The following is a 25,607-nucleotide window of genomic DNA, read 5'->3' on the forward strand; positions in this document are numbered from 1 at the left end:
CCGTTCGCAAGGCAACTCCGGCTTTGAATTGAGATCCGATTGATAAGGAGATCACCAGCCTGGGTGGTCGATTGGTTGACGATGGACAACCGTTCCGTGAAGCCGTGCTGGATCAGCGATGTCTTGGTCGGGGAAGCAGGAGTCATTCGGCATTTGAACTGTTTGGCGAACGTCACTGTTCCCACGTGCAACCGGGGCCAACGCCCAAACGGATCACATGGTTCTTCCCGATCATTCCTGCCCACCTGTTTCGACCTGCCGGCAAAGTTCGTTGGCAAGTTGTTTCGCGGTCGCGATATCCGATGCGTTGATGTCGGCCGCAACCATCTCCGTCAGTTGGTGGACCAATTGATCGGGGCGTTTGAAATCTTCCCCGTTGACACGATGGCAATTCGCCTCTTGCTGAAGGTGGCCAATGGCGGATACTGCTCGAGCATGGTGAACGGCATCCAGCCCAACCGGTGGTCTCGGGTTTTCAGCGTTGACCACGATCAAGATCGCGTGCGGCCACGCGGATCGAATCTCCCGATGCATCAAGGCGAGTTTCGGTTGTGTCGCACCGATTGGCATCATTGGATTGGCGGACTTCAAACGCCGGTCAGCCCACATTTTCAAATGGCAAATACGGAACGCGTCATCATTGGCAAGATGCCACGCCGGATCAACGACCAAGTGGTTGCAAACGGTATCGAGCCCCGGCGCACAGTAGGATTCCGGTGCTTGGTCGATTGATCCCGGTGGCGGTGCATTCCCAAATGAAATGCCCAAACGATGCAGGATGGCGGCGACAATCAGTCGGTGCCTCCGATCAATTCCAATCACCACGACGACGGGCCGATCGATTGGCAGGTCGTAGAACGATCGTGCATCGGGAAAGAAGCTGGCTTCGAGATGCTTTCGTTTGATGTTGCTGTAGCCCGCTTCCTGTCCGATGAGCCAGCGATCGGGACAATACAGCCCCGTCTCAAGCGTTGCGTGCATCTCGCCGAAACGATGGTCAATGTGGTGTTTCTCGCCCCATGAATCACGGTCATGCAAATGAGCGACCACCCTTTGCATGGCGGTGGTACCGCGTAACGCATACGCGTGGCTACGATGCACATTGTACGGCCTGTAGACATGCTCGGTGATCGGGATCGGCAGACCTCGCTCTCTTTGGATGTGTTGCCCGCCCAAGTAAACCCACTGCCAATCGGTTGGGAGTTCCGTTGCGAACCGTTGAAAGAGTCCACTGAACTCGGGATGACAAAACGCGTCGTCTTCCATCACGAGCAATGACTGGACCTGATCGTTGATGGCTTGCTCGATCACGAACTGATGGGAGCGAAAACAGCCCCAGGCGGCATTCCCCGCAACCCACCATGGCGGCCCTGGAATTCGAGAGCCATCCAATGCCGAGAACCGCTCTGGTTTGGGAAAGGGCCAATCGACCGGCAAAGCCTGATAGAAACGTTGCAGTCGCTTGGAGTCGCGATCGAGATTGATCACCACAGCACGCTCGATTTCCATCGTCATCGACTTGCCCTCCTTCGCTTTCGGGAACCATGGAATCCATCGTGATGGACGCGGGTCAGCACGGAATCTTTGCTCGATGATCCATTTTATCGCGATTTCATTGCGTCGGGGGACCGATGGGTGTCGATCGACTGACGCCTTCGGAACGGGTGACCTTGCTTGGTAAGCCGACCCGTCAGCCACGGATGGGATGTGAATCGCTCGCCTCCGAGTCGGAGGCCCCTTTTTCCAGTCGCGTCACCTCGTTCCGATGCCACTGGTCGTTTCGGGGCGTCAAGAATCTAAATTGCAATCAGCGTCAATGCCTGAGCGATTCAAGCGTTTGGTCTCATCCGCTTGACGCACCAGTTTGATGAGTCCGGACCAGGAGCTGACCAATCATTTTGTCGAACACGTCGGATCGCTTGGATGATCAGAAAATCCAGTGCATCTTCCTCGGGAGAATCGTTCTACTTCGACGTCAGGTTGGTTGGGTCAGACAGAACCTGATTCATCCAATCCCAAGCTGCTGAGCGGTACCGACTGGGGCGATTCAGCCAGCGATCGTTGTGCACAGCCTTGGCGAATTCGTTCGGGAAAGGGCCAAGTGCTTCGGTCGTTTTGACTGACAGGTAGGTGAAATTTCGTGCGTTCGGGAGGACGTCACCGACAAATTCCTGGGTGGCATACGAACCATTTTGGCAAACCAAATACGGGCGATCTCTCACGCGTTTGAGTCGCTGGCTCGCCTCGGATTGATAGTTTGCGAGGGGACTGCCCCAATCCGTCCCTTTCCACGCACGCACACCGTCGAAGTGGTCATGGGTGACAAACGCCGTCCAAAGATTCGCGATTTCATCGTCATGCAATCCGATGTAGTTCACCGCGATGGCACCACGGGAAAAACCGCAGAGAAACACACGATCAGGATTCGCCGAAAATTGACGGAGGATCCGAGGAACGTTGACCTTCGCATATTCAACCGTCGCTTCCTCGTCGCCCCACCAAGTGATTTGATTGCGTTGACGATCGTGACCGATGAATGGCAGCGTCACCCAAATGAATTGACCTGCGGACAACCCAAACCCCAACCCCGCGTCAGCCACTTCGCCGGTTGATCCCGATGCCGGATAGTGATTGCCGGTGTATTCGAAAATGATCGGCAATGATTCGCCGTCAGCGGTCCAGTCATTTGGAAGGTAGACCGTGTGATGGACGTCCGTTCCAGCGTATTCAATCGGCGTGACGGAAACCCGTTTCCCCGGTTGAGGTTCACCGTTTGTGACCGTCGGAGTTCGCAAAATCGAATTCGAATCGACCGGCAATGGTGACTCGGCCGTTGTCGAAGTCGCGAGTCGAAGCAGTAGCAAGCAGAAGGCGAACAGTCGAGGGCTCATCGGGAAGCAGTCTTGGACGTGACAGGGAACCGGGCGTGAAGACGAGTCCCTGTAGTTTAGCCGCCCGTCGTCCGTTGAACGCAATCCACTCGGCCGTCGGTTAAAACCTGCTCGGCGAATAGGGAGCTGGGTCCAAGTGTGGTTCTTTCCCGGTGACCATCTCGGCAATCAAACGCCCCGTTGCCGGTGCAAGACTGAGCCCGAGCATGTTGTGTCCCGTTGCCAGCAAACCGTTCTTGAGTTGCGGGAGTGCCCCGATGATCGGCAAACTGTCCCAGGTCATCGGTCGCCATCCATACCACTGCGATTGAGCCGGTCCGTCAACAGACGCGACCAAGTAGGGCCGAGCCGAATCGCGAAGTTGCTGGATTCGGTGTTCAGGAATCGAAGTGTCGTAGCCCGAAAATTCCATCATCGATCCGAGGCGTAACCCTTCGTCGAATGGCGATACACCGACCTTGTGTTCGGGGAACAAAATGGCGTGATGGGGCGAGTGATCGGGTTTCGAAAGCGTGACCGAGTAGCCCTTCCCCGGTTGGACCGGGACGGAGCATTGCAGTTCCGTTTCCCATTTGGTGCTCCAGGCTCCCATCGCGAAAACGAAGTGGTTGCTGTTGAAGTCGCCTTGGTTGGTTTCGATGGCGACGATCTGGCCTGCTTCTTTGCGGATCGACTTCAGTTCGCAGTTCTCGACGAACCGAACGCCTCGTCTTTGTAGATTCGCCGCCCACTGAGAGTTCAGTTTGTCGGGACGCACGGAGGTGTCATTGGGATACAAAAACGCACCGGCCAATCCCTCTTTCAAACCGGAATCAAATTTCGGCAGGTTGATCCCATCAATGCGAGTGGCGGGGATCCCAAACTCTTCGGAGACCAACCGATCCGTTTTCGCGAATGTCTCCATGCCGCGTTCGGTTTGCAGGACGTACAGCAAACCCGCTTCTTTCCATTCACAATCCAGCTTCAATCGTTCCATCAGCGAGTGGTATTCGCTCATCGAAGCTTCCAGGATGGCTTGCAGCGGTTTGCCCGCGGCCAACATTTGTTGGTGCGTGCAACGTTTGGCAAATTGTAGCATCCACTTCCAGAGTGCCGGACTGAATTGCGGTTTGACTCGAAACGGAGACCGAGGGTTGAACACCGATTTCAGGGCGACCGAGAAGGCACCCGGTTCTGTCAGCGGCAACGCATGGCTGGGACAGATGTACCCGCAGTTCGCATGAGAGCACTCTGCGGCGATGGAGCCGCGATCGATGACGGTGACATCGAGTCCGGCCTCTGCCAAATAATGAGCGCAAGCGATTCCGACAACGCCCGACCCAACAACGGTGACGGACTCGGACGATGAGTTGGCGTTCATGATCGCGTGCTCATGAACAGATGTAGGATTTGCCCGACCAGTTCTTCCACCAAGTTTGGAAGAGCGCCAGTTGTTTCTCGGCGTATCGAGCTTGGCTGGGCGCCAGCGAGTCCGACGCATTGAGTTGGAATTCGTAGTCCTTGTCGCCCAACAAGAACAGCAGGTACTTGTAGTACAGGACCAAGTCAGGGCCTTCGTCGAAGGTCGAGAGGACGGTCAGTGCGTTTGACAACTCACGCGCGTACTGATCGGCTTCGCAATTGCCTTTGGCAGCGGCTTCACACAATTCAACGTACTTCAGCACTTCCTGAGGAAGACAGTTGCCAATGCCGGTGATGGCACCTGTCGCGCCGCACTTCACGAATCCGTGATAGACCTGGGTGTCGACACCTGCCATCAACAACACGTCGTCGCTGGTGTGAGTGATGTGTTCTCCAGCGTAGGACAGCGACGCGGCACCGCCGAATTCTTTGAACCCAACCAAGTTTGGAAACTCGGCTCGCAAGTTGAAGAACAGGTCCGCTTTGGTTTCGAAACCGTAGTATGGGCTGTTGTAAATCACGGCGGGGACATGGGGGGCCGCAGACAGAATCGCCGCGAAGTGATTTCGTTGTGCAGTCGGCGACGTGGCTCGCGAAAGCACCCGTGGAATCACCATCAATCCTGCCGCACCGACTTCCGCAGCATGGCTGGCATGCGCCGCAGCCAACGAGGTGTTCTGGGCACCGGTTCCGACCACCACGGGAACGCCCGCCTCGGTCAGTTCCCGAACACCTTGCTGGCGTTGTTCGTCCGTCAGCAGTGGCCAATCGCCCATCGACCCGCAGTACACGACTCCCCTCATCCCCGCGGACATCATTTCTTTGCCTTTGCGGACCAGCCCGGCAAAGTTAATTTTGCGATCGGCGTCACAAGGAGTCATCAGGGCGGGAATGCAACCCTGAAAGATAGAAGCGTCGATGGCGGGTTGGCTGGTGCTCATGGCAAGGTGACTCTGCAATCGCAATGGGAAGGTTGAAGTTCGCCCCCAGGGTAAATGTCGGGGGCGTGGTTGTCTTGTCCGAGGCTCGACAAGCAACTTGAAAATGCGCACAATCAGATCATGACGTCCAGCCCCTTGCCTGACCCGTTGTTCGAACTGCTCGCCGAACCGTTCACGGCGGAGCGTTTGTTCGATGGGCTGCACGACACGGTGTATTTCATCAAGAACGCCGACGGGCACTATGTCGTCGTCAACGAAACGTTGGTGCAGCGTTGTGGTTTGAAGCAAAAGTCACAGTTGATCGGCCGGACGTCCGAGCAGATCTTGCGGGCACCGTTCGGAGCCAATTTCACGGCGCAAGACAAAGCCGTTTTGCAATCTGGCAAACCACTCGAGGCCCAGTTGGAATTGCACCTGTACGCGTCACGAGACGTGGGGTGGTGTTTGACGAACAAGTATCCCTTGCGCGGTCGAGATGGGAACTCGGTGGGGGTGGTTGGGATCTCTCGAGATTTGGGCCGGCCGAACAAATCCAGTGACGACTATCAGAGTGTTGCCAAAGCCTTGGCGTTCGCGGAACGGCATCGCGACAAACCGACCAGTGTCACTGAAATGGCCGAGGTTGCGAACCTTTCGCGATTTCAACTGGACCGCCGGATGCGAATCGCGTTTGGGCTCAACACCGGACAATGGTTGGTGAAGCAACGCATTGATTTCGCGTGCCAGCATCTCGAGTCCACGCAGCAACCCATTGTGCAAGTCGCGCAGAATGCGGGCTACGCCGACCAAAGTGCGTTCACTCGACAATTTCGGCGAGCGACGGGACTCTCACCCAGCCAGTATCGCAAAGCCAAGCAAGACAACGAGCTCTGACGGATTGGCTTCCGGTGAGTGGAAAGCAAATCGATGCGTTGTCCGGTGGTAACCTCTACAATCGAAGGGAAGGCCAACGGCAATTTGGCGGGCCAACGGATTTCATTCCCCGAGCAGGATGATGGTGATGAACTCAATCAACCGAAATGAAATGACACGTGCGAGATCTTCGTTGCAACGTCGCAAATTCATGGAGGTCCTCGGTGGTGCGTCCGCTGCCCTGGCGTTGAGTGACGTGGTGATGATGCGTGGCCTGCCGCGGGTCAGCGCCGCGGAAGCCAAACTGGATCACAACACGGTTCGGTTCAGCGACGATATTGAACCCCTGGTCCGATTGTTGGAGGACACTCCGCGCGAACGCGTGGTCCAAGTTTTCGCGGACAAGATTCGTAGCGGAACCGGCTACCGTGAAGTGCTGACCGCGTTGTTGTTGGCAGGGATCCGGAACGTTCAGCCTCGGCCATCGGTTGGTCACAAGTTCCACGCCGTGTTGGTCGTCAACTCGGCTCACTTGGCCAGTCTCGGTTCCCCCGATGAAGATCGCTGGTTGCCGATCTTCTGGGCCTTGGATTACTTCAAGTCCGCGCAGTCGAGGGACGTCAACGAAGGCGATTGGACGATGGCGGCGGTCGATGAATCTGCGGTGCCGCCACCGCACCTTGCGAAACGCGACTTCGAAGAAGCGATGCGGAACTGGGACGTGGAAGCCGCTGATGCTGCGATCACGGGTTACGTTCGCTCCGCGGGGGCCAACGAAGTCTTCGAGTCGATGGCATACTTTGGTTGCCGGGACTTCCGTAGCATTGGTCACAAGGCGATCTACGTCGCCAACGGATTTCGGACTTTGCAGTGCATCGGTTGGCGGTATGCGGAGCCGGTGTTGAGATCGTTGACCTACGCCTTGCTCAATCACACGGGCGAACCGAACCCCTCGACGAGTGACTTGGCGGCGGATCGTGCAGTTCGAGTGACGGAGCAGCTTGTCACCGAGATGGATGCTGGATGGAACGAGGGAAAGATCGATCCTCAGGCTGCGATCGAGCACTTGCAAACGCTTCGGCAAGCGACCCCCGAGGACGCTGTTCGGGAGACCGCGAAGCTGATTCAATCCGGGGTGCATCCTCAATCGATCAGCGACGCGTTGTTCTTGTCGGCTGGTGAAATGGTGATGCAACAACCAGCGATTGTGGCGTTGCATTCGGCCACGTCGACGAATGCATTGCAGTACGCCTACCGGACTGCCTCCGGTGATCAAAACCGAATGCGATTGCTGCTACAAAACGCGGCCTTCATTCCACACTTCCGGCAAGCCATGGAGTCTCGCGGCAAGGTGAGTGATTCGCAGATCAACGAACTCACGGCGGATGCATCCAGCGACGATGACGTGAGCGTGGACCAGATCTTTGAGTCGGTGGGACAAGATCGATCGCGTGCCGCCAAGGCGACTTACCAGTACCTTGAATCGGATGGCAAGGCAGAGGATTTGATCCATGCTGCCCGGCAGTTGACATTTCTGAAGGGCAACGACTCGCACGACTACAAATACAGTTCCGCGGCACTGGAAGACTACTACGCGATCTCACCGGAACTGCGCAACCGCTACTTCGCCGCGGCAACTTACTTGCTGCCGGGGAAGAACGACCGCAATAACTCGCTCGTCAACCGAGTCCGAGAAGCGCTGGCGTGACCTGGAATGGTGCGAGGTGCATCCGACGAGGCCCGCGCTTGTCGGGCAAGCCAGAAATGTCCATTCAACCAAGTTGCCACGTCTTGCCTTCATCCACTTCGAGCTGACGTAAGAGAATCTTTGTCGGGATTTTGCCACAGAGTTCACAGAGATAGGTATCGGATTCCGGCATTTGTCCCGCGCAATTCTCTGTGCTCTCGGTGACCTCTGTGGCTAGAAAGCAGTTTGAGAAGCTCCGGATCAGCGTGGGATTTGGCCGAGTAGCATTTCGACTTGCGCACCGGTTTGTGAATTGATTCGAGGATGTTGTCGGTGGGATTTCGCCACCGAGGACACAGAGTTCACAGAGAGAGCCGTCGGACTCCGTCAATGAGCTTGGGCTGACTGAAATTGATCAACAAACCGCGTTTCAATCGCGTTGATTTGAGATAGGAAAGCGTTTGTGCGGTTGCGACATCAGGAAGTTTGGCAACCGCTTTCAGTTCGACGACGACCTCGCTCTCGACCAGAATGTCGAGCTTTTGCCCCTTGATGACGTGTCCCTTGTAGACCACGTCGATTTGTTTTTGACGTTCGCAGCTGATGCCTCGCAATTGCAGTTCATGACACAAGGCTTCTTCGTAAATGGACTCCAAAAGTCCAGGACCCAGAAGGCGATGCACTTCGATCGCCGCCCCAATGATCTTTTCTGTCAGTTCGTCTCTCGTCATTGTTAGTGACCTCGGTGTTCTCAGTGGTCGATCTTTCAAACCAAGTGTACCGGGGCAATTTGCTGTACGCTTGATCGTCAAAAGGGCGACCTCTTCCAACTATCGGTTTCGACTTAAGTCAAGGTTGTCGTCGGTGGAATTTGCCACCGAGGACACAGCGTTCACAGAGAGAGGTATCGGGTTCCGGCATTTGTTCCACGCAATCCTCTGTGCTCTCGGTGACCTCTGTGGCTAGAAAACTGCTTGAGATGTGCCCGATCCAGCGAGCGACTTGGCCAAGTGGCATTTCGACTTGCGCATCGGTTTTGAATTGATTCGAGGTTATTGTCGGTGGGATTTCGCCACCGAGTGCACAGCGTTCACAGAGATAGGTATCGGATTCCGGCATTTGTCCCGCGCAATTCTCTGTGCTCTCGGTGACCTCTGTGGCTAGAAAGCAGTTTGAGAATTGCCGGATCCAGCCTGGGATTTGGCCGAGTGGCATCTCGACTTGCGCACGGGTTTTGAATTGATTCAAGGATGTTGTCGGTGGGATTTTGCCACCGAGGGCACAGAGATGAGTATCGGACTTAGGCAATCGACCTACACGATCCTCTGTGCTTTCGGTGATCCCTGTGGCTAGGAATTGGCTCGATCGAAAGATGTTTCTGCTCGCACCGATTTTCTACGGAAGTTCAGGTCCTACGCTTTGCTCGGAAAAACCACTCAGTCGATGGCGGCGGGGACGGTGTCCAACGCGTGGTAGTTGTGTTGAATGCTCGTTTCTTGAACTTGGACGATTCGTAAACCGGAAGGATCCTTTCCGAGCGGTCGGCCGACCGGACCGGTGGTGATCATTTCCATCTCACCGGCTCGCCCGTACGCGTTGCGATGGTAGTGTCCCGCAAAGATGGCTCGCACTTGGGCTTTTTTCAGCAGGGCAATCAACGGCGTGCGTCGCTCCAAGGGGATGTTGAAGTACTGATCTGGTTCGTCTGCTCGTTCCAAGAACAGCGGATGATGCAGGAACACGAAAATGTGTTTGGCGTCCTTCACCCTAGGATGCTGGAGTTGTCGCTCCAACCAGTTCTGCTGTTGTTGCAGTTGCTCTGGAGCACCACTGGGATCTTTCAGCAGACTTGAATTGAGAACGATGTGGAAGACGCCGCCGACCCAAAACGAAAAGTAGTCGTCGCCGAAATGGTGGGTGTAGCGAGCAATGGATTCCGCCGTGGGGCGATTCCCGACATCATGGTTTCCGCAGACGCAAACCAATGGGATCTTGGGATCGATCTGAGAAAAATCTTGCTGATACTGGCTGACTTGAGCTTCGTAGCGGGCTTGGTTGGGGGTGGCATTGGTGAGGTCCCCGCAAACGATCACGAACTTTGGTTGAAGGCGATTGATATGTTCGACCGCTTGCTCAACGAGCACTTTTTCTTGGTCCAGCCCTTGGTTGCCGGTGAACATGCCGTACTGAGGATCGGCAAGCTGCATGAAAAAGTAGGGCTTGTCCCACGTTTGTTCGGTTTGCGAATCAAACGCTTGGAAGGTGCGTGAGCGGGCTTGTTGAAACCGATTCGAAGCGACTTCTCCCGGTTCGTCGGCCTGAAGAAGTGGCGTTCCAAGCAAACACAAAATGAACGGCAAGACAATGGTGGATCGATTCATCAAACTTCAGTTGGTAAGGGGGATGCTATGACGGAAGACCGTTCTGGTCGGCTTGTATCACGTCGCTTTCGCGGTCAGTGCTGTGCGACGAGAAATTTTGGTCTCTGACTTGTTTCTCAATCTGCACGAAAGAGGTCACAAACGAGATGAAGAAGAGGATGAAGTGGTTGCCAAACGATAGGTCGCTGAAGAACCTCCTGTCCTCATCGACATGCAAAACGTGCTCTTGTAGCAATGAATGCAAGTAGAACAAGCCGATTAATAGAATCGCCTTTGTGACCGCCGCGCTTTCATTGGCGGGCGAGTTGATAGGGAACGGTTCGTCGCTATCCAGCGAGACGGTCGACAAGTTGACCGAGCGGTTGACGCAGTGCGTGGACCGAGACGAATCCGGCCGGCCTCAGTTGCGGATCAGCCTTGAAAACGATGAGTCCCTGCGTTCCTTGGCGACAACGCTGGCAAGGTTGCTCGGGTGAGCCCGCGGTGAAATGGTCGACGGGCTCGGAAGTCCATCGTACGGGCGATTTGGCCGTTAGCGTTCAAGAGGCTGAGTGGGGATGCCATCCGGAGGGGCGTGCTCGTCGCATTTTTTGCACTCCAGGTGGTGGCCGAGCATTGAGTCGCGGCCTTGGGGGGTGGTGACCCAGGGGCGATTCATCCATGGCGGGTCGTGGCGGACGTGTTGATTGTGTCCGCACGCAAGACGTGCGACCCAGTGGTTTTCTTCGTCCGTGAGGTACGCGACGATGGGTTGTTGCATCAGAACTCTCGAAGGCAATTTGGTTCACCCGGAACGCGTCAATCGATGCTCGGCACTAAGCAGGTCGGCTGGAATGATCGGGCACAACCATGTGAGCCGTTTGGGCGTTAGCCCCGGTTGCGTGTGAAAACCGTGGCTAACGCCAACGGCTCACATACCCGATGACACCTGCGTACCTGCTTAGTTCCCGAGGATGGCGTCGCGGAGGCTTTCTCGCCATTCGTCTTGCTCGGGATCGTAAACTCCGAACCCGGAGTAGAACTCCCAGTAGGCGATTCCGATTCGTCGCTTGATGGCTTCGTCGGCGACGAAACGGGTCCATTGATTTCGCGATTCCATGTCGGCTTCTTGATAAGCGCCAAACTCACCGAGGTAGATGGGGACCTCGTTTTCAACGCTCCAGCGCAAGGCTCGATCGAGATCGTTGCGAACGGCCTTTTGTTGCTCGGGGGTCCCGGTCCAGGTCGTGCCTTTCCAGCGTTTGGATTCTTCGCCCAACCAACTGGCACCTTGGTGCGTGAATTGAAACGGGGAGTAGTAGTGGAAGGTCGCAACCAAGTTGGCGCGATCTTCGGGGAGTTTCAGGAACTGCAATGCATCAATCGAATTGAAGTTCGCTGGTCCAACCACGATGGTCCGAGTGGGATGTTTCTCACGAATGATCGGCAAGGTGTCCGTCAACAGACGATTCCATTTGCCCGCATCCAAGTTTTCGTGAGGCTCGTTGAGGACTTCGAACACCAGTTCATCCGGTGCACCTGCGAATGCATCCGCGATCTGTCGCCACAATTCCAGGAACCGCTCGTGATGTTGTTCCGGATTCGCGTACAAGCCCTCGTAGTGATGAATGTTGATCATCACTTTCAGATCCCGGCGAAGAGCTTCGTCGACGACCCACTGAACCCGCTGCATGAACTGGGGATCGATTCGGTACGGCGTAGTCTTGGATGCATGGGTCGACCAGCGAACGGGGACACGAATGGAATCAAACCCGGCCTGTTGAATCTGATCCAAGTGCTTGGCTTCCAAGCGAGGTCCCCAATCGCCTTCGCGGGGAGCTTCCAAGGTGTTGCCAATGTTGACCCCGCGTCCGAAGAAGGGCGTTTGGCTTCGGAAGAATGCTGATGTCTTGAGTTGTTCCAACAAACGTGACTCGCTGACGGCGCGGAGACGCTGGATCACAATCGAACTTTCCCGGGCGGGTTTTTCGATCATGACCGACACCGACTGAACTTTGGCGGAATCAAAAGGCACATCCGTTTGACCGTGCCAACTGCCAAACGCGACTCGAATCACCCCGGATGAATTCGCGGGCACCGTTGCCGCTGCGGCACTGCTGCCGTCGCGACCTTGTGATCCGGGGTTGCGAGTCGACAACACGACCTTGACCGGTTGGTCCCCAGGATTGAAGACATCGGCTTCCAAGGCGTCAAAGGCTTCCAAGTCGAGTGGTTTGCTGGTGGCATCGAACTGCACATCCGGGTAGCCGTTGCTCGGCGGAACCGTCAGCTTCAGCGAGCCGTTGGGAGCACGTTCGATCTGGGCGTTTTGAGAGGTGATCTTGATGTTTGTGATCGCATTCTCGCCGAACAAAATCTTTTCGCCGTCCGAGTCCTTTTCATTGTCCGGGGATTGTGCGGCCACGGTTGTCGAGTTGGCAGCGAAGAACCCCGTCGCGGAGAGTACCAAAACCGGGAGCCAGTGCGGCAGACGAAGACGGATACCAAGCGTGCAAACGAACATTTCTAACTCGAGTGAAAATGGTGAGGGTGAGGGACGAGACTCCGAGACCACCGACTGCAATCATATCCCATCCCAAAACAAAGATGCACGCGTCGGAACCCCAAACGGACTCTCGCGGTCAGCTACAATGGGCGAAGTCGTCTGAGGACGAGTCCCGCCCCATCTGATCCGCCCACTGATCGTCCCCACAATCGATCACCGGCTTCCGATCCAGCCCCTGGAACCGCAGCCATGTTGAATCTGACTTCGCGTGCCAAGACGCACACATGCAACGGGGCGACCCGTCGCGACTTTTTGCAGGTCGGTACCCTCGGTGCGTTGGGCTTTGGGCTGCCGCAATTGTTGGCCGCAGAGGCCGCCGGAGCGGCTGGCGAGAACACCGACCGGAAATCGTGCATCATGATTTTCAACTTGGGCGCCCCCAGCCAAATGGACACCTTTGATCCCAAGCCGAACGCGCCGGCGGAAGTCCGCGGGCCGTTCCATACCATTTCGACTCGCGGCGATTTTGAGCTGACGGAGATTCTGCCCAAGCACGCTGAAATCGCGGACAAGTTCTCCATCGTTCGCTCGTGTTACCACACGGCCGCCGCGGTTCACGATGCGGGATGGCAGATGCTGCAAACCGGTCGTCAATTCACGGGCGGCGTGAACTACCCACATGCCGGGGCGGTGGTGGAGTACCTGCAAGGCCGCCGGACCGACTTGCCCGCGCACGTGGTGTTGCCAGAGACGATGGGCCGGGGCGGTGGGAACCTGCCCAACGGACAAGCTGGCGGTTTTCTCGGCAAGGCTTACGATCCCTTCGCGTTGATGGCGGATCCGAGCAAGCCGACGTTCAAGGTTCCTGATTTGTTGCCCCCGGCGTCGCTTCCGGACGTGCGCATCGATCGGCGGCGACGCATGCGGGATTCCATCGAGAGCCACATGGCCCGATTCGAAGCAACCGAATCGGCGAAGTTGTTTGATGCCAACTTCGAAGCTGCCTACCGGATGATGAACAGCCCCGAAGCTCGGCTGGCGTTCGATCTTTCCAAAGAACCCACTGCGGTTCGCGAACGATATGGCATGAATCGTTTCGGCCAATGTTGTTTGCTCGCGCGTCGTTTGATCGAAGCCGGTGTGCGGTTCGTCACCATCAACACGTTCCTGACGGTCTTCAACGAAGTCACCTGGGACATTCACGGCAGCAAGCCGTTCACGACCATCGAGGGCATGAAGAACATCGTGGCACCGATGTACGACCAAGCTTACTCGGCATTGATCACGGATCTGCACGACCGCGGGTTGCTGGAAGACACGATGGTTTGCGGACTGGCCGAATTCGGACGCACGCCCAAAGTCAATCCAGCGGGCGGTCGAGACCACTGGCCGCAGTGTTTCTCGTGCACCTTTGCCGGTGGCGGGGTGGTCGGCGGACGAGCGGTCGGCAAGTCCGATCCTGTCGGTGGCGTGCCCGCGGACCGTCCGACGAATCCCGGTGAGATCATCGCGACAATCTTCAAAGCCATGGATTTGGACCTGCACGCGGAATTGCCTGGCCCCGGTGGCCGCCCGTTCCCTCTGGTTGACTTTGGCGTCCGAGAAATCAAGGAGCTGTTCGCGTGAGAAGGTCCCTTTCCAAGAAGATTCTTTGGACGCTCGCGTTCTTGGCTGTTTCGCCCCTCATGGTCTCCGAGAGCATCGCGGAAACGGCCGAGTCATCGATCGTCTTGTTGCCTCAGCAAATCACTCTGTCACATGCTGGTGATCTTCAGCGTGTCTCGGTGGCTGAGTGGACCGATGGCAACGCCGGAGCAGCGATCGATGGCGTCATCGTTGAGTCCTCCGACCCGAACATCGTCAAAGTCGTGGGGCAAACCTTGCAGGCGGTTTCCGCTGGAATGGCGGTGGTGACAGCCACCACCGAGAACGGTGAAACCAATTCCGTTGAGGTGACCGTCAGCGGCACCGGCAAACCTCATTCCTGGAGTTTCCGGAACGATGTCCAAAGCGTGCTGGCCAAGCAGGGGTGCAACATGGGGGCGTGCCATGGTGCTTTGGCCGGCAAAGGAGGTTTTGTGCTCTCGCTGCGAGGGTATGACAGCGACGCAGATTTTCGTGCGATCACTCGGCAAGCCCGCGGGCGTCGAATTGAAATGGCGGATCCGGGACGCAGTTTGCTGCTCGCAAAACCGACCGGTGCATTGCCGCACAAAGGCGGTCTGCGTTTGGACACGGAATCGCGAGACTACGAGATTCTGGCTCAGTGGATCGCCAACGGGGCCGCGGCTCCGGCGGACGAAGATGCGTTGATCGAGAGGATCACGGTGACACCGGGAAATGCCAAGCTGGGGCTGGGCGATCGCTCGCAGGTCCTGGTGACCGCGCATTACAACGACGGCAGTTCACGGGACGTGACGCACTGGGCACAGTTCACCGCCACCGACGAAGCCGTTGCTGGAGTCGACGAAAACGGTCGCGTTCAAATCAACGGCAGTGGGGAAGCCGCGGTGTTGGTTTGGTACGCGAGTCAAGTTGCTCTCGCTCGAATGACGGTCCCGTATCCGAATCAAGTTGAAGCGGGTGTGTACACGTCTGCACCGCGTCGTAATTTCATCGACGATCTGAATCTGCAGCAACTTCAAACCTTGCAATTGCCGCCTTCGGATCGGTGTGACGACGCAACCTTTCTGCGGCGTGCAACACTGGACACGATTGGACGCTTGCCCACTCAGTCCGAACGCACTCACTACTTCTCTTTGCCGGAGCACCAGCGTCGTGACGCATTGATCGATCAGCTTTTGGCCGCGGATTCGTTCACCGACTATTGGTCCTACAAGTGGTCCGATGTGTTGGTCATCAGCGGCAACAAACTGCGCCCGGTTGCGGTCAAGTCTTACTACGATTGGCTGCACGACAGCGTCCGCACCAACAAGCCCTGGGACGTGCTGGTGCGAGAGATTTTGACCTCCACCGGCAGCAGTGCCACCAACGGGGCCACCAACTTCTTTGCGGTCAACCAAACGCCCGAGGAGATGACCGAAAGTGCGTGTCAGTCGTTCCTGGGACTTTCCATTGGATGTGCCAAGTGTCACAACCATCCGCTCGAGAAATGGACCAACGACCAATACTACGCAATGGCCAACCTGTTCTCGCGAGTGCGTGCAAAGGGCTGGGGCGGCGATTCCCGAAATGGAGACGGTCGACGGCAATTGTATGTGTCGAATTCAGGCGAATTGGTTCAACCGAAACTCGGCAAGGCTCAACCGCCAGCACCGCTTGATTCGGAACCGATGGCATTTGATGACCCACGCGACCGAAGGGAAGTTTTGGCGGAGTGGCTGACTGACCCTTCCAATCCTTACTTCGCCCGTTCGATCGCCAATCGCATCTGGGCCAACTACTTTGGACGGGGGTTGGTCGAACAAGTCGACGATCTCAGGCTCAGCAATCCAGCTAGCAATGAAGCACTGCTGGACGCCGCGTCGCAGCATTTGATCGACGCCCGGTTTGATCTCAAGACATTGATGCGGACGATTCTGCAGAGTGAAACCTACCAACGCAGCAGTGTGAGCGTTGCGGAAAACCGTGACGATCCAATGTATCTCAGTCACTACGCACCGCGACGTTTGATGGCGGAAGTCTTGCTGGATTCGATGGACCAAGTCCTGGGCACGTCGACCTCGTTCACTGAGATCGCTTTCGCGGGTGCTGACAAGCAGAAGACGGATTTTTACAACGCGGGAACTCGAGCGATTGAGCTCTATGATTCAGCTGTGGACTCGTATTTTCTGAAGACGTTCGGCCGCAACCCTCGCGAAATTGTTTGCGAGTGCGAGCGGGATGCGGAGCCGTCGATGGTTCAGGTCTTGCATCTCTCCAATGGCGAAACCCTGAATCCAAAGCTGAATGATCCGGCGAGTCTGCCTAGTCTGGCGGCGTCTGAAGAATGGGACCGTGACGAATACCTCGACACGCTTTTTCGACGGGCTTTGTCACGAGTCCCAACCGTGGCGGAACGTCGATCGTTGGTGGCCGTCATGGATGAATACGGCGACGACCAAACCACCGCGATGCGAGACGTCGCATGGAGCGTGTTGACCAGCGTCGAGTTCACTTACAACCACTGAGGCGATTGCTTGATGAAAATTTTCTGCCTCCCGTTGGTGTTGGCCGTTTGCTGGTGCCCAGAAAGATCCTGGGCCGTCGATTTCGCCCAAGACGTGGCCCCGATCTTGCAAACGTATTGCGTCGGCTGTCATGCCGAGGACGATGCGCAAGGCGGATTGGCAATGGACACGCATGCCGCGTTGATGAACGGCGGCGAATCAGGGCTGGCACTCACCCCAGGGGTGGCTTCGAGCAGCCGGATGTTTCTGATGGCATCGGGCAAACTCGATCCCGTCATGCCGCCCGATGACATGGAAGGGCCGAGTGAAGAGGAACTGGAGATTCTTGCCGAGTGGATTGAAAACGGTGCTCCGGGACCTGACGGTGACATGCCAATTCGGCGTGATTTGAAGACACCGAAGATTGCAACTGCCAGTCATGTTGCCCTGCCCGTGACAGCGATCGCACTGTCCGCCGACGGAGCATGGCGGGCGACGGCACGTTTCGGTTCGATCACCTTGGTCCATCAATCCAGTGGTGAATTGAAACAGATCGCGACCGAGCTCGGGAAAGTCAACTCGCTCTCGTTCAACCACGATGGCTCGCAGTTGCTGGCTGCCTCGGGGCTGACCGGCGGTTACGGACAAGCCACCTTGTTCAAGGTGGCGGATGGAACGGTGAAGCAGGAATTCATGGGGCACGATGATGTGCTCTATGCCGCCGCGTTTTCACCCGACGGCAAGCGAATTGCCACGGCGGGTTACGACAGAAGGATCCTGATTTGGGATGCGGTTTCTGGGGCGTTGATTCGTGAGTTGGTTGGTCACAACGGTGCGGTTTTTGATCTCGCGTTCTCTCCGGACGGCGGGCTGTTGATTTCGGCTTGTGCGGACGAAACCGCCAAGGTGTGGCATGTTGAAACAGGCGAGCGTCTGGACACGCTCAGCCAGCCGGAAGGCGAAGTCAACTGCGTTCTGTTTTCCAAAGATGGCCGGTGGATGCTGGCGGGCAGCGCTGACAATCGACTGCGTGTTTGGGAATTGGTTTCAAAGGCTGGGCCTGCAATCAACCCGATTGTGCAAACTCGGTTTGTTGATGAATCACCGATCACTCGAATGGCGTTGACCCCGGATGGGCGTGGCTTGGTGATTCTCAGCGAAGCCGGCAACGCGAAAATGCTGCGCACGGATGATTGGTCCGTTGTGGGTGCGATGGAACCTCTGGGCGAGACCCCCAGCGACTTGGTTGTCTCCGCCGATGGAACAACAGCAATCATTTCGTTGATGGACGGACGTGTGGTGGAACGGCGGTTGCCTGGCATGGGACGCCAGGATGCCGAATCCAGAGGGAAATCGTTGGATCCGGTTTATCTGGATTTAGGATCGTTGGCCAAGTGGAAGGAGTCTGAACTGTCGTTCAACGATGGAATCGCGAGTGTTCCGCGTGGCGTCCAAGTGACAGGGACGTTGGCAGCAGAAGGCGAAGCAGATTGCTATCGATTTTCTGCACGCCGCGGCGAGGCTTGGATGATCGAAGCGGATGCAACCTCCGGAGACTTGGATCCAAAGCTTGCGGTGCTGGACGAAGCTGGGCAGCCGCTGTCGCGAGCCAGGCTGCAGGCCGTTCGAGACACGTACTTCACTTTCCGTGGCAAGAACAGCAATCAAGTCAATGACTTTCGGTTGTTCGGATGGCAGGAGATTGGTTTGAACCAGTACCTGTACTCCAACGGCGAAGTCACCCGGACCTGGCGACATCCGCGTGGCCCTGACTCGGGGTTCGATGTCTATCCCGGTTCTGGGAATCGTCTGACCTACTTTGGCACGACTCATACAACGCATGCTCTGGGGGAACCAGCTTACGTTGTGCGAGAATTGGGGCCACAGGAAGAACCGGAGCCCAACGGTCTGCCTGTGTTCGAAGTTTTCTATGAGAACGACGATGACCCAAGCCGGATCGCAGGGAAGTCGAGTCGCTTGCAGTTCATTGCCCCGCGTGACGGGGAGTTCACGGTTTGTGTCCGCGACACCCGCGGCCATTATGCAGAGGACTTTCAGTACCGATTGCGAATCCGACCGGCGGCTCCTTCTTACATCGCATCGATCGGGAGCATGAACCCCCTGCTGCTTCCCGGGGCTGGCCGAAAGATCGACTTGAAGATTGAACGCATCGATGGGTTTGCTGGCCCCGTCGCATTCGAAATCGGTGATCTGCCTTCAGGCTGGCATTCCAATTTCCCTGTCGTCATCGAGCCCCATCAGTTTTCTGCCGAAGGATTGATCTTTGTGCCCGAAGGGATCGAGTCACCGTCGGAGCCCGTTGATCTGCAGGTCAACGCCTCCGCCGAAATTCTGAATCGTCGCGTCGAGAGAAAGGCAGGCACGATTCAAGGTTTGACCATTGGCTCCCCACCGAGCGTGATTCCGAGGATCCAACCCAGCGGTCGAGATGTCCCTGACAATGAAGACTGGACGCTGGTGATTCCGCGAGGCACCACGGTCTCGGCCCGCATCGTCCTGCGACGAGGCGAGGATGCGAAGGGCAACGTGAACAACCGTGAGGTTCGGTTCGGGAAAGAGGGCAGCGGACACAACGCGGCCCACGGCGTCTACGTCGATAACATCGGATTGAGCGGGTTGCTGGTGCTTCCCAATGAAAATGAGCGAGAGTTTTTCATCACCGCGGATCCTGTTGCTAGACCGGGGAAACGTTCGTTTTTCTTGCTCTCTGAAAACGAGGGTGGGGTCGCCAGTTTCCCAATCACGGTCGAAATTCGCGACGCCTCGGCACTCAGTGCTTTCCAGGATTGAACTTTTGGGCGTCCAACTGCATCAGAACGCCAGCAACCATTCGGGGAATTGATTCTCGATCTCCCCCGAAATACACAGGAGCAGCGTTGAGTTTGCAAAACCGATACCTGGATGATCAAAGAATGTCCATTCCCCGTCGAATCGGAATCTGTTTCGCGTTCGCGTTCGCGTTGCTTTGTGTTTCTGCGATGGAATCGGTGGAAGCCGCCACGTTCGCGAACTTCTCAGCAGACCGGCACAACCGCTTTTTGGGCGACGATTCGCTCAATCCAAACTTCTGGTTGGATCATGCGTTGCTCACCGGCGTCGCGGTTCAGCGTGCTGTTTTGATTTCCCCGCAACACTACGTGACTGCGACGCACACGGGAATGATCAACCCGACCTTTGTTGCCGCCGATGGGACGCGGCATACCTACACCGCTGATTCGTCGACCATTTTGCAAACAACCTTGCAGAACGACTTTCTGCTTTCGAACGGCACGACATTGCTGGCAGGCACCAGTCACAACAGCGATTTGTTGCTCGTCAAACTGGATGCCCCGGTTCCGCTTGCCGATGGGATCACGCCGTTGGCGGTACTGGGCGGTGGCTACTTTGACATGCTGGGGCGGAGCATGATCGTTCAAGGTCAAAATTCTCAGTTCGGGTCCGACACGATCGATTTCACGCAGACGGTGGAACTGAACACCGGTGCAATCACCGAGTCAGTGATTTATCGATGGGATGATCCACTGGGTGGGGGCGGCCTGGATGAGCTCACGCTGGTCGGTGGAGACTCTGGCGAGGGCTCGTTCATCGAACTTGGCGGGCAGTACGTGTTCACCGGAACGAACATGGGAATCGCCACGGATTCGGAAACGATGGAGAAGTTCAGCTTCAACAACTTCGTTTCGCCTTACGTGGATCTGATTGCGACAGAAGTCTCCGCGGACGGTTTTTCGATCTCCGTCGTCGCGGTGCCGGAGCCGTCCATGGCTTGGGCGATGCTTACAACGCTGGGCTTTGGATGGGCGCGACGACGTACCAAGCGATCCCGATTGCGTGGACAAGTGACGCAAGCAGTACCATCAGGTGCCACACCGCATGCAAGTACGGGGCTCTGCGATCGTTCATGAGAAAGATGGTGCCCAGGCTGTAGAGCACGCCGCCAATGAACATGGCGTAGGCGAGTTCCACGGGCACATTTGCGATCAGCGGAATGGCTGGCAACCAACCCAGCAACAAGTACGAAACCACGCTGATTGAATGCAGTCGATGCATCCGCACAGCTTTGTTGAAGAACCCAGCCAGAGCTGCCACCCACATCGCGGTGAGCAACGGAATCCGCCAACCGCTTGGTGAATACGCATAAGCGATCGGCGTGTACGTTCCGATGATCATCAAGTAGATCGCGGCTTGATCACAGGCACGGAAACGGTCCACCCAGGGACGCTTCAGGAACACGTGTGACAATGTCGAGCAAACAAACGTTGTGACAACCGAAGCGGCGTAGACGCCGCAAGCAATCGCCAGACCAGGATCGCCTGCCGATGACCTCACGAGCCAAGTTCCAACGCCACACCAGAGAACGGCGGACAACCCGTGTGTCCACGCGTTCGCCCATTCTTGCTCGGGCTGAATCGGCGGTGCATCCAAGGTGTGGTTCAACGTTTTAGTTTCCTGATAGAAGGTTTTCGTCACGCAGCCAGCGCAGACAGAGTTCGGGCCAAAGGTCGTCGGCTCGACCGTCCATTCGTCCTCCGAAACCGTGCCCGCTTCCGGTGAACACGTGCAGTGCCGAGGGCACCCCGGCTTCATGCAGTTTGGTGAACATGGTCACGCAGTTCATGACCGTCAGGCGATCATCTTCGCCATGGACCAAGAACATCGGCGGTGAGTTCTCGTTGATTTCAAAGCCGTCCAGTTCCGTGGGGGAATCTTCTTTGACCAACCAAGCGGGATAGATCAGGCAAGCGAAATCGGGAAGCCGGATTGCTTCGTCGTGCTCATCGATCGATTTGTACTGACGTTCTGTGATCGTCGCTGCACGGCATGCCGCCTGACCACCGGCAGAAAAACCCATCACACCGACCTGATCGGGGGCGTTGCCCGTGACCTTGCCCGCCCGAATCAGGGCGATTGAACGTTGGATGTCTTGGACGGGTGGTTTCCATTTGGGATCCATGGAACGGGTCGGCACCCGGTACTTCAAAACCACGCTGGTCACACCGCCGGCGACCAGTTGCTCTGCGATTTCAGTGCCTTCCAAGTCCCAAGCCAGAATCGAGAACCCGCCCCCTGGGCAGATGACCATCACGGTCTTGGACGGATCGCCGTTCTCATCTTTGGCGGGAAAGACGTGCAGTTCTGGAGTGGAGACATTTCCCAGGCGAATCAACCGTCGACCACCCACTTGATTGTCGGTCGGTTTGGTGAAATCACTTTCTGGTTCTGTAGGCGCGTCCCACTGCGGTGCCGCGGAGGGCCAAACGGGAACAACATCGACGGGTTCTGCGCCGAAACAGGTGGTGGCCATCAGCATGGCGATCAGGGAGACGCTCCAAAGTCTGTTTTGATTGATCAAACAATTGATTTTCATTGCAGGCAAATCCGTGGGGAGAACACTTTCGAAAAACAGATCGACATCGTAACCCATGCGTTGTTCACGCGCGGCTCCACCAGAAACGGACCAGATCCGCGACCTGTTCACCTTCGATTTCATCTCCCAGCATCAGCTCGTCAGCCAATGCCGCGATCGCCGACCAGCAGGGATCCGCGGCGACGATTTTTCGCAACCGATGGACCGCTTCCCGTAGCAATTGAACTTGCTGTGCCGCCTGTGGCTTGATCGCCGCGGCACACAGCTGAGCCTGTCGCCAATCACTGGCCCATGTTCGAACGTCCAGCAAATCCTCGTCACCACTTTGGTAGACAAATTCGGCGACTGGTCCGGCAAGAATCGTCAGCAATTCACGTTGTCGTTGCCAGCTGTCACTTGGATCGACCCGCCCCCAGTTGACGATGCAGTCACCAAAGCGATGCGGCATCCCGTCGTCTTGGTCATCGAACATGGACGCTTGCGACAGGCTCACGCGGTCGATCTGCGCCCCCAGAGCGCAGCCCACGATCGCGTGACCGGCCTCGTGGTAGGCGGTCACCAACTCGTCTTCGTCGTCTGCCCAAGTCCAGTCCATCAACCATTCATCGTGCTGGTGTTTCGTTGCGATGTTCATCGTAGCGGTGACGATTGATTTGCACGACCTGACCGGGATCGATTGCGGCAGCGGGGGGGACGGCGCACGAAAAAACCGCCGCGAGTGAGCAACACTGGCGGCGGTCCATTGGCATGGTTCGAGAAGCTCGGAGTGCGAGCTTCGAGACGAACTAGTTCAACATTTGCTTGACTTCGGACATCACAGCTGCGACGTCGACCTTGTCAGCATCGAATTCGTGGCGAGCGACGACTTGCGAGTCGTTGGCGATCACGATCGTGACCTGTGCGTCGGACAGTTTGTAGTTGGCAGGGCCATTCTTGTCCTTGGCAACGACGATTGGCACGTTTTTGCTAGCCATTTTCTTGCCTTCGCCTTTGAGGCTATCAGCTTTGTCGCCGAACAGCGTGACGAAACCCTTCAGTTGTGCGTCACCGTTGGCAGCCACGGCGGAATCGATTTCCTTGACCAATTTCGCGACAGGTTCACCCGTTTGGCGAGCGAAAACCATGACCATGGGGCGTGAGCCGTACTTGCAGCGATAGCAAAGAGCTTCGCCGGCTTCGACACCATCGTCTTCAGCGCCAGCGACTTTGGTCACGTAGAACGCGCCGATTGGGTCGCCCTGGCAGAGTCCTTTGTCGGCGGTGGCAGGGTCTGCGGCGAACGCAGCGGGAATTGCCATTGCACAGGCCAAGGCGGCAGTCAGAAACAAACGCGACATCAAGCTTCTCCGTTTGAAGCGGGGATACTTTGCGAGGTTGGGCAGAGTCGCCCAAATTCCTCGCGAGGGGGAACAAGTACTGTGTGAGGGAAATGACGTTTGGATCAATTGATCCGCCATTGTTGGTAGCCAATCCGCGAGAAAAATTTGCGACTTGGGGGACCGCTTCTGATTATTCTAACGTCCATGCGATGCGGCTAGTGAGGATCGCTCCAATTGTATCGTGTTGTTCCCTGACAATGGGCTCAATCTGATGGCAAGGTTTCCCCCAAACGCACAATTGCGTTGAAAGTTACAGCGTGTACCTGCTCCTTACCCGTTAGGAATTTCCAATGAATTTCGCTCGTTTCTTTGCCGCTGCTGCGGTTGCTGTTTGTGTTTCGTTCGCTTCAACCGCCAGCGCTTGCGGCCTGCTCGGCTGTGGCAGCGACTGCTGCGAAGCCGCTCCCGTGTGCTGCGAAGCACCCGCACCGGTTTGCTGCGAACCAGCTCCCGTGTGCTGCCCACCGGCACCTGTGAAGGTCTCGTGGTGCGTCAAGAATCCTTTGACCTGCTGCCCTGTTGAAGTCAGCGCCTGCGTTCCTGCTTGCTGCGAAAACGTGATCCCTGAAATGGTTTGCTGCAAGAAGGGTTTCTTGGGCCGCAAGGTCATGACTTTCAAGTTCCCTTGCTGTGACACTTGCGTGGACGTCGTCTTCACGCCACTGGGCCGCGTCATCGTTCGCGACTGATTGGGAACGGCTGGCCGGATCACCGACCCGCCACAATTGAACAACGTCTTTAAGACGACTACAAAGCCGGTTGAGTTTTCAGCCGGCTTTCTTTCTGCGCAGTGCCATGTCCAGCAACCAACTGTCCAACGACCCGCCCACCGTCGTTTGTAAAATTGCAACCCAGCAGCAATGGGAGCAAATGCAAGCCACGGGCGTCCTTCTGCCAGCACCGATTGATGTCAGCGATGGCTTCATTCATCTGTCGAGTGAGCAACAAGTCCCCGGAACATTGGCGGCTCACTTCGCCGGCCAGACCGGGTTGGTGGTGCTGCACATCCGTGTCGCTGAGATCGAGGCGAATTTACGATGGGAGGAATCACGCGGAGGCGACCGCTTCCCACACCTCTATGCGGAGCTGCCGCTCTCGGCGGTCGAACGAGTCGAATCGGTGTTGACCTGATTCGGCAACGATCGCGCAGCCGAGTTTTCGTGGCCGCGAGCGTGTTGCAGTGTCCAGCCCCAATAGCGAAGCCATCGCAAACCGCCCCACGCCGACGCGATGAACATGAATCCGCAAAACACAGAAGCGAGCATCAGACCCAGGATGACTTCTTCCAAGATTGCTAAGTAACCGAGTCCGAGAACAATGCAGGACGCCAACCAGATCAAAAGCCCACCCAATCCGGCAGCGAAGCTTTTCCTGTCCACGGCACGCCAAGTTTGGAACCAACCTTGGTTGGTCGGAAGCTGAGCAGATGAATGGTCAGGCGGCAGGTCCATGCTGGTCTCCTTCCACGGGATCCCGCGGCTCACATCGATTGAATCAAGGGATGTCGATGGCAGCCAACCAAATGATCGTTGACCATGCCGGACGCCTGCATCAGAGCATAACAGGTCGTTGGTCCGACGAATTTCCAACCGGACTTCTTCAGCACGCGGCTCATCTTGGTTGACTCGTCGGTGATCGCCGGGACTTGATCGAGTCTTCGATAGACCCGTTGTTTCTCAGGGGCGAATTGCCAAAGCAACTCGGCAAGCGACTCACCATCATCCAGCAACGCTCGCATCGTCCGAGCGTTCTGAATCGCGGCTTCCATTTTGGCTCGGTTTCGGATGATCCGAGCATCGATCATCAGTCGCTCAACATCGGACGGCGTGAACTTCGCGAGCCGATGCGGATCGAAGCCAGCGAAGCATTCCCGGAACGCTTCGCGGCGTTTCAAAATCGTGATCCAAGACAGGCCGCACTGAAAACCTTCCAAGCAGATCTTTTCAAACAGACGGAGATCGTCTCGGACAGGGACGCCCCACTCCTCGTCGTGGTAGCGGATGTAGACCGCGTCGGGACCGCACCAGCCACAGCGAGCATTGCCTTCTTCGTCGGTGAGGAGATCCTGTGGCACGTCGCTGGACTGTTGCTC

General features: G+C 56.7%; 23 protein-coding genes and 1 pseudogene. 8 read left to right on the top strand and 16 right to left on the bottom strand.

Annotation, left to right across the window (positions count from 1 at the left end):
* Positions 1-231: 231 nt before the first annotated feature.
* The 4 genes from PSR62_RS13435 to PSR62_RS13450 all read right to left on the bottom strand — a co-directional run bounded on the left by PSR62_RS13435 (position 232) and on the right by PSR62_RS13450 (position 5,233).
* On the bottom strand, positions 232-1,515 hold the full coding sequence (locus PSR62_RS13435) for a glycosyltransferase family 25 protein (protein ID WP_274403521.1): 1,284 nt from the start codon (positions 1,513-1,515) through the stop codon (positions 232-234).
* A gap of 449 nt (positions 1,516-1,964) precedes the next feature.
* A complete protein-coding gene (locus tag PSR62_RS13440) occupies positions 1,965-2,891 on the bottom strand; it encodes an alpha/beta hydrolase family protein (RefSeq protein WP_274403522.1) in 927 nt (308 codons plus the stop codon).
* A gap of 100 nt (positions 2,892-2,991) precedes the next feature.
* Positions 2,992-4,251: an NAD(P)/FAD-dependent oxidoreductase gene (locus tag PSR62_RS13445; RefSeq protein ID WP_274403523.1), complete on the bottom strand. Its 1,260-nt coding sequence runs from the start codon at positions 4,249-4,251 to the stop codon at positions 2,992-2,994.
* 10 nt (positions 4,252-4,261) lie between these two features.
* Positions 4,262-5,233, bottom strand: a complete 972-nt coding sequence (locus tag PSR62_RS13450) for a dihydrodipicolinate synthase family protein (protein WP_274403524.1) — start codon at positions 5,231-5,233, stop codon at positions 4,262-4,264.
* A gap of 120 nt (positions 5,234-5,353) precedes the next feature.
* Here PSR62_RS13450 and PSR62_RS13455 point away from each other — a divergent pair, with 120 nt between their 5' ends.
* On the top strand, positions 5,354-6,106 hold the full coding sequence (locus tag PSR62_RS13455; RefSeq protein WP_274403525.1) for an AraC family transcriptional regulator: 753 nt from the start codon (positions 5,354-5,356) through the stop codon (positions 6,104-6,106).
* Between the two features lie 127 nt (positions 6,107-6,233).
* Complete coding sequence (locus tag PSR62_RS13460) at positions 6,234-7,793, top strand: hypothetical protein (protein WP_274403526.1); 1,560 nt, start codon at positions 6,234-6,236, stop codon at positions 7,791-7,793.
* Positions 7,794-8,134: 341 nt separating this feature from the next.
* On the opposite strand, the gene PSR62_RS13465 is transcribed toward PSR62_RS13460, so the two are convergent.
* From PSR62_RS13465 to PSR62_RS13475, 3 genes are all read right to left on the bottom strand, one after another.
* Positions 8,135-8,503 carry a GxxExxY protein gene (locus PSR62_RS13465; RefSeq protein WP_007324209.1) on the bottom strand — a complete coding sequence of 123 codons (369 nt, stop codon included), beginning with the start codon at positions 8,501-8,503 and terminating at the stop codon, positions 8,135-8,137.
* Positions 8,504-8,621: 118 nt separating this feature from the next.
* Positions 8,622-9,020: a hypothetical protein gene (locus PSR62_RS13470; protein ID WP_274403527.1), complete on the bottom strand. Its 399-nt coding sequence runs from the start codon at positions 9,018-9,020 to the stop codon at positions 8,622-8,624.
* Between the two features lie 188 nt (positions 9,021-9,208).
* On the bottom strand, positions 9,209-10,153 hold the full coding sequence (locus PSR62_RS13475) for a metallophosphoesterase (protein ID WP_274403528.1): 945 nt from the start codon (positions 10,151-10,153) through the stop codon (positions 9,209-9,211).
* A 275-nt stretch (positions 10,154-10,428) separates the two neighbouring features.
* Between PSR62_RS13475 and PSR62_RS13480 the strand changes: the two genes are divergently transcribed.
* Entirely contained in the window at positions 10,429-10,629 is a 201-nt protein-coding gene (locus PSR62_RS13480) for a hypothetical protein (protein WP_274403529.1), read from the top strand.
* A gap of 56 nt (positions 10,630-10,685) precedes the next feature.
* On the opposite strand, the gene PSR62_RS13485 is transcribed toward PSR62_RS13480, so the two are convergent.
* Together PSR62_RS13485 and PSR62_RS13490 are read right to left on the bottom strand one after the other, a co-directional pair.
* Complete coding sequence (locus PSR62_RS13485) at positions 10,686-10,913, bottom strand: DUF3565 domain-containing protein (protein ID WP_274403530.1); 228 nt, start codon at positions 10,911-10,913, stop codon at positions 10,686-10,688.
* A 180-nt stretch (positions 10,914-11,093) separates the two neighbouring features.
* On the bottom strand, positions 11,094-12,557 hold the full coding sequence (locus tag PSR62_RS13490; RefSeq protein WP_274403531.1) for a glycoside hydrolase family 5 protein: 1,464 nt from the start codon (positions 12,555-12,557) through the stop codon (positions 11,094-11,096).
* Between the two features lie 330 nt (positions 12,558-12,887).
* Between PSR62_RS13490 and PSR62_RS13495 the strand changes: the two genes are divergently transcribed.
* The 4 genes from PSR62_RS13495 to PSR62_RS13510 all read left to right on the top strand — a co-directional run bounded on the left by PSR62_RS13495 (position 12,888) and on the right by PSR62_RS13510 (position 20,673).
* The gene (locus tag PSR62_RS13495; RefSeq protein ID WP_274403532.1) at positions 12,888-14,264 is read left to right on the top strand and encodes a DUF1501 domain-containing protein; all 1,377 of its coding nucleotides are present in this window, start codon (positions 12,888-12,890) and stop codon (positions 14,262-14,264) included.
* A 59-nt stretch (positions 14,265-14,323) separates the two neighbouring features.
* Complete coding sequence (locus tag PSR62_RS13500) at positions 14,324-16,768, top strand: DUF1553 domain-containing protein (protein ID WP_338020195.1); 2,445 nt, start codon at positions 14,324-14,326, stop codon at positions 16,766-16,768.
* Between the two features lie 12 nt (positions 16,769-16,780).
* Positions 16,781-19,558 (top strand): c-type cytochrome domain-containing protein, encoded by a 2,778-nt coding sequence (locus PSR62_RS13505; protein ID WP_274403534.1) that lies wholly within the window; start codon positions 16,781-16,783, stop codon positions 19,556-19,558.
* 122 nt (positions 19,559-19,680) lie between these two features.
* Positions 19,681-20,673 (top strand): PEP-CTERM sorting domain-containing protein, encoded by a 993-nt coding sequence (locus tag PSR62_RS13510; RefSeq protein WP_274403535.1) that lies wholly within the window; start codon positions 19,681-19,683, stop codon positions 20,671-20,673.
* Here PSR62_RS13510 and trhA read toward each other — a convergent pair.
* From trhA to PSR62_RS13535, 5 genes and pseudogenes are all read right to left on the bottom strand, one after another.
* Positions 20,639-21,238 (bottom strand): annotated as a pseudogene (trhA, locus tag PSR62_RS13515) (PAQR family membrane homeostasis protein TrhA); the annotation flags it as partial. The gene PSR62_RS13510 and the pseudogene trhA overlap by 35 nt on opposite strands.
* Positions 21,210-22,136, bottom strand: coding sequence for an alpha/beta hydrolase (locus PSR62_RS13520; RefSeq protein WP_274403536.1), 927 nt, complete (start codon positions 22,134-22,136; stop codon positions 21,210-21,212). The pseudogene trhA and the gene PSR62_RS13520, both read right to left, overlap by 29 nt.
* A gap of 64 nt (positions 22,137-22,200) precedes the next feature.
* Entirely contained in the window at positions 22,201-22,770 is a 570-nt protein-coding gene (locus PSR62_RS13525; RefSeq protein WP_274403537.1) for a cell division protein FtsH, read from the bottom strand.
* Positions 22,771-22,921: 151 nt separating this feature from the next.
* Positions 22,922-23,473, bottom strand: coding sequence for a hypothetical protein (locus tag PSR62_RS13530; RefSeq protein ID WP_274403538.1), 552 nt, complete (start codon positions 23,471-23,473; stop codon positions 22,922-22,924).
* Positions 23,474-23,792: 319 nt separating this feature from the next.
* Positions 23,793-24,191, bottom strand: coding sequence for a hypothetical protein (locus PSR62_RS13535; RefSeq protein ID WP_274403539.1), 399 nt, complete (start codon positions 24,189-24,191; stop codon positions 23,793-23,795).
* 119 nt (positions 24,192-24,310) lie between these two features.
* On the opposite strand from PSR62_RS13535, the gene PSR62_RS13540 reads away from it, so the two are divergent.
* The gene (locus PSR62_RS13540) at positions 24,311-24,646 is read left to right on the top strand and encodes a DUF952 domain-containing protein (protein ID WP_274403540.1); all 336 of its coding nucleotides are present in this window, start codon (positions 24,311-24,313) and stop codon (positions 24,644-24,646) included.
* Here PSR62_RS13540 and PSR62_RS13545 read toward each other — a convergent pair.
* Together PSR62_RS13545 and PSR62_RS13550 are read right to left on the bottom strand one after the other, a co-directional pair.
* Positions 24,592-24,966 (bottom strand): hypothetical protein, encoded by a 375-nt coding sequence (locus PSR62_RS13545; RefSeq protein ID WP_274403541.1) that lies wholly within the window; start codon positions 24,964-24,966, stop codon positions 24,592-24,594. The two genes, PSR62_RS13540 and PSR62_RS13545, sit on opposite strands and share 55 nt — an antisense overlap.
* A gap of 29 nt (positions 24,967-24,995) precedes the next feature.
* Positions 24,996-25,589 (bottom strand): DNA-3-methyladenine glycosylase I, encoded by a 594-nt coding sequence (locus tag PSR62_RS13550; RefSeq protein ID WP_274403542.1) that lies wholly within the window; start codon positions 25,587-25,589, stop codon positions 24,996-24,998.
* Positions 25,590-25,607 lie beyond the last annotated feature (18 nt).

Origin of the sequence: Rhodopirellula sp. P2 (assembly GCF_028768465.1) — a bacterium.
Taxonomy (GTDB): domain Bacteria; phylum Planctomycetota; class Planctomycetia; order Pirellulales; family Pirellulaceae; genus Rhodopirellula.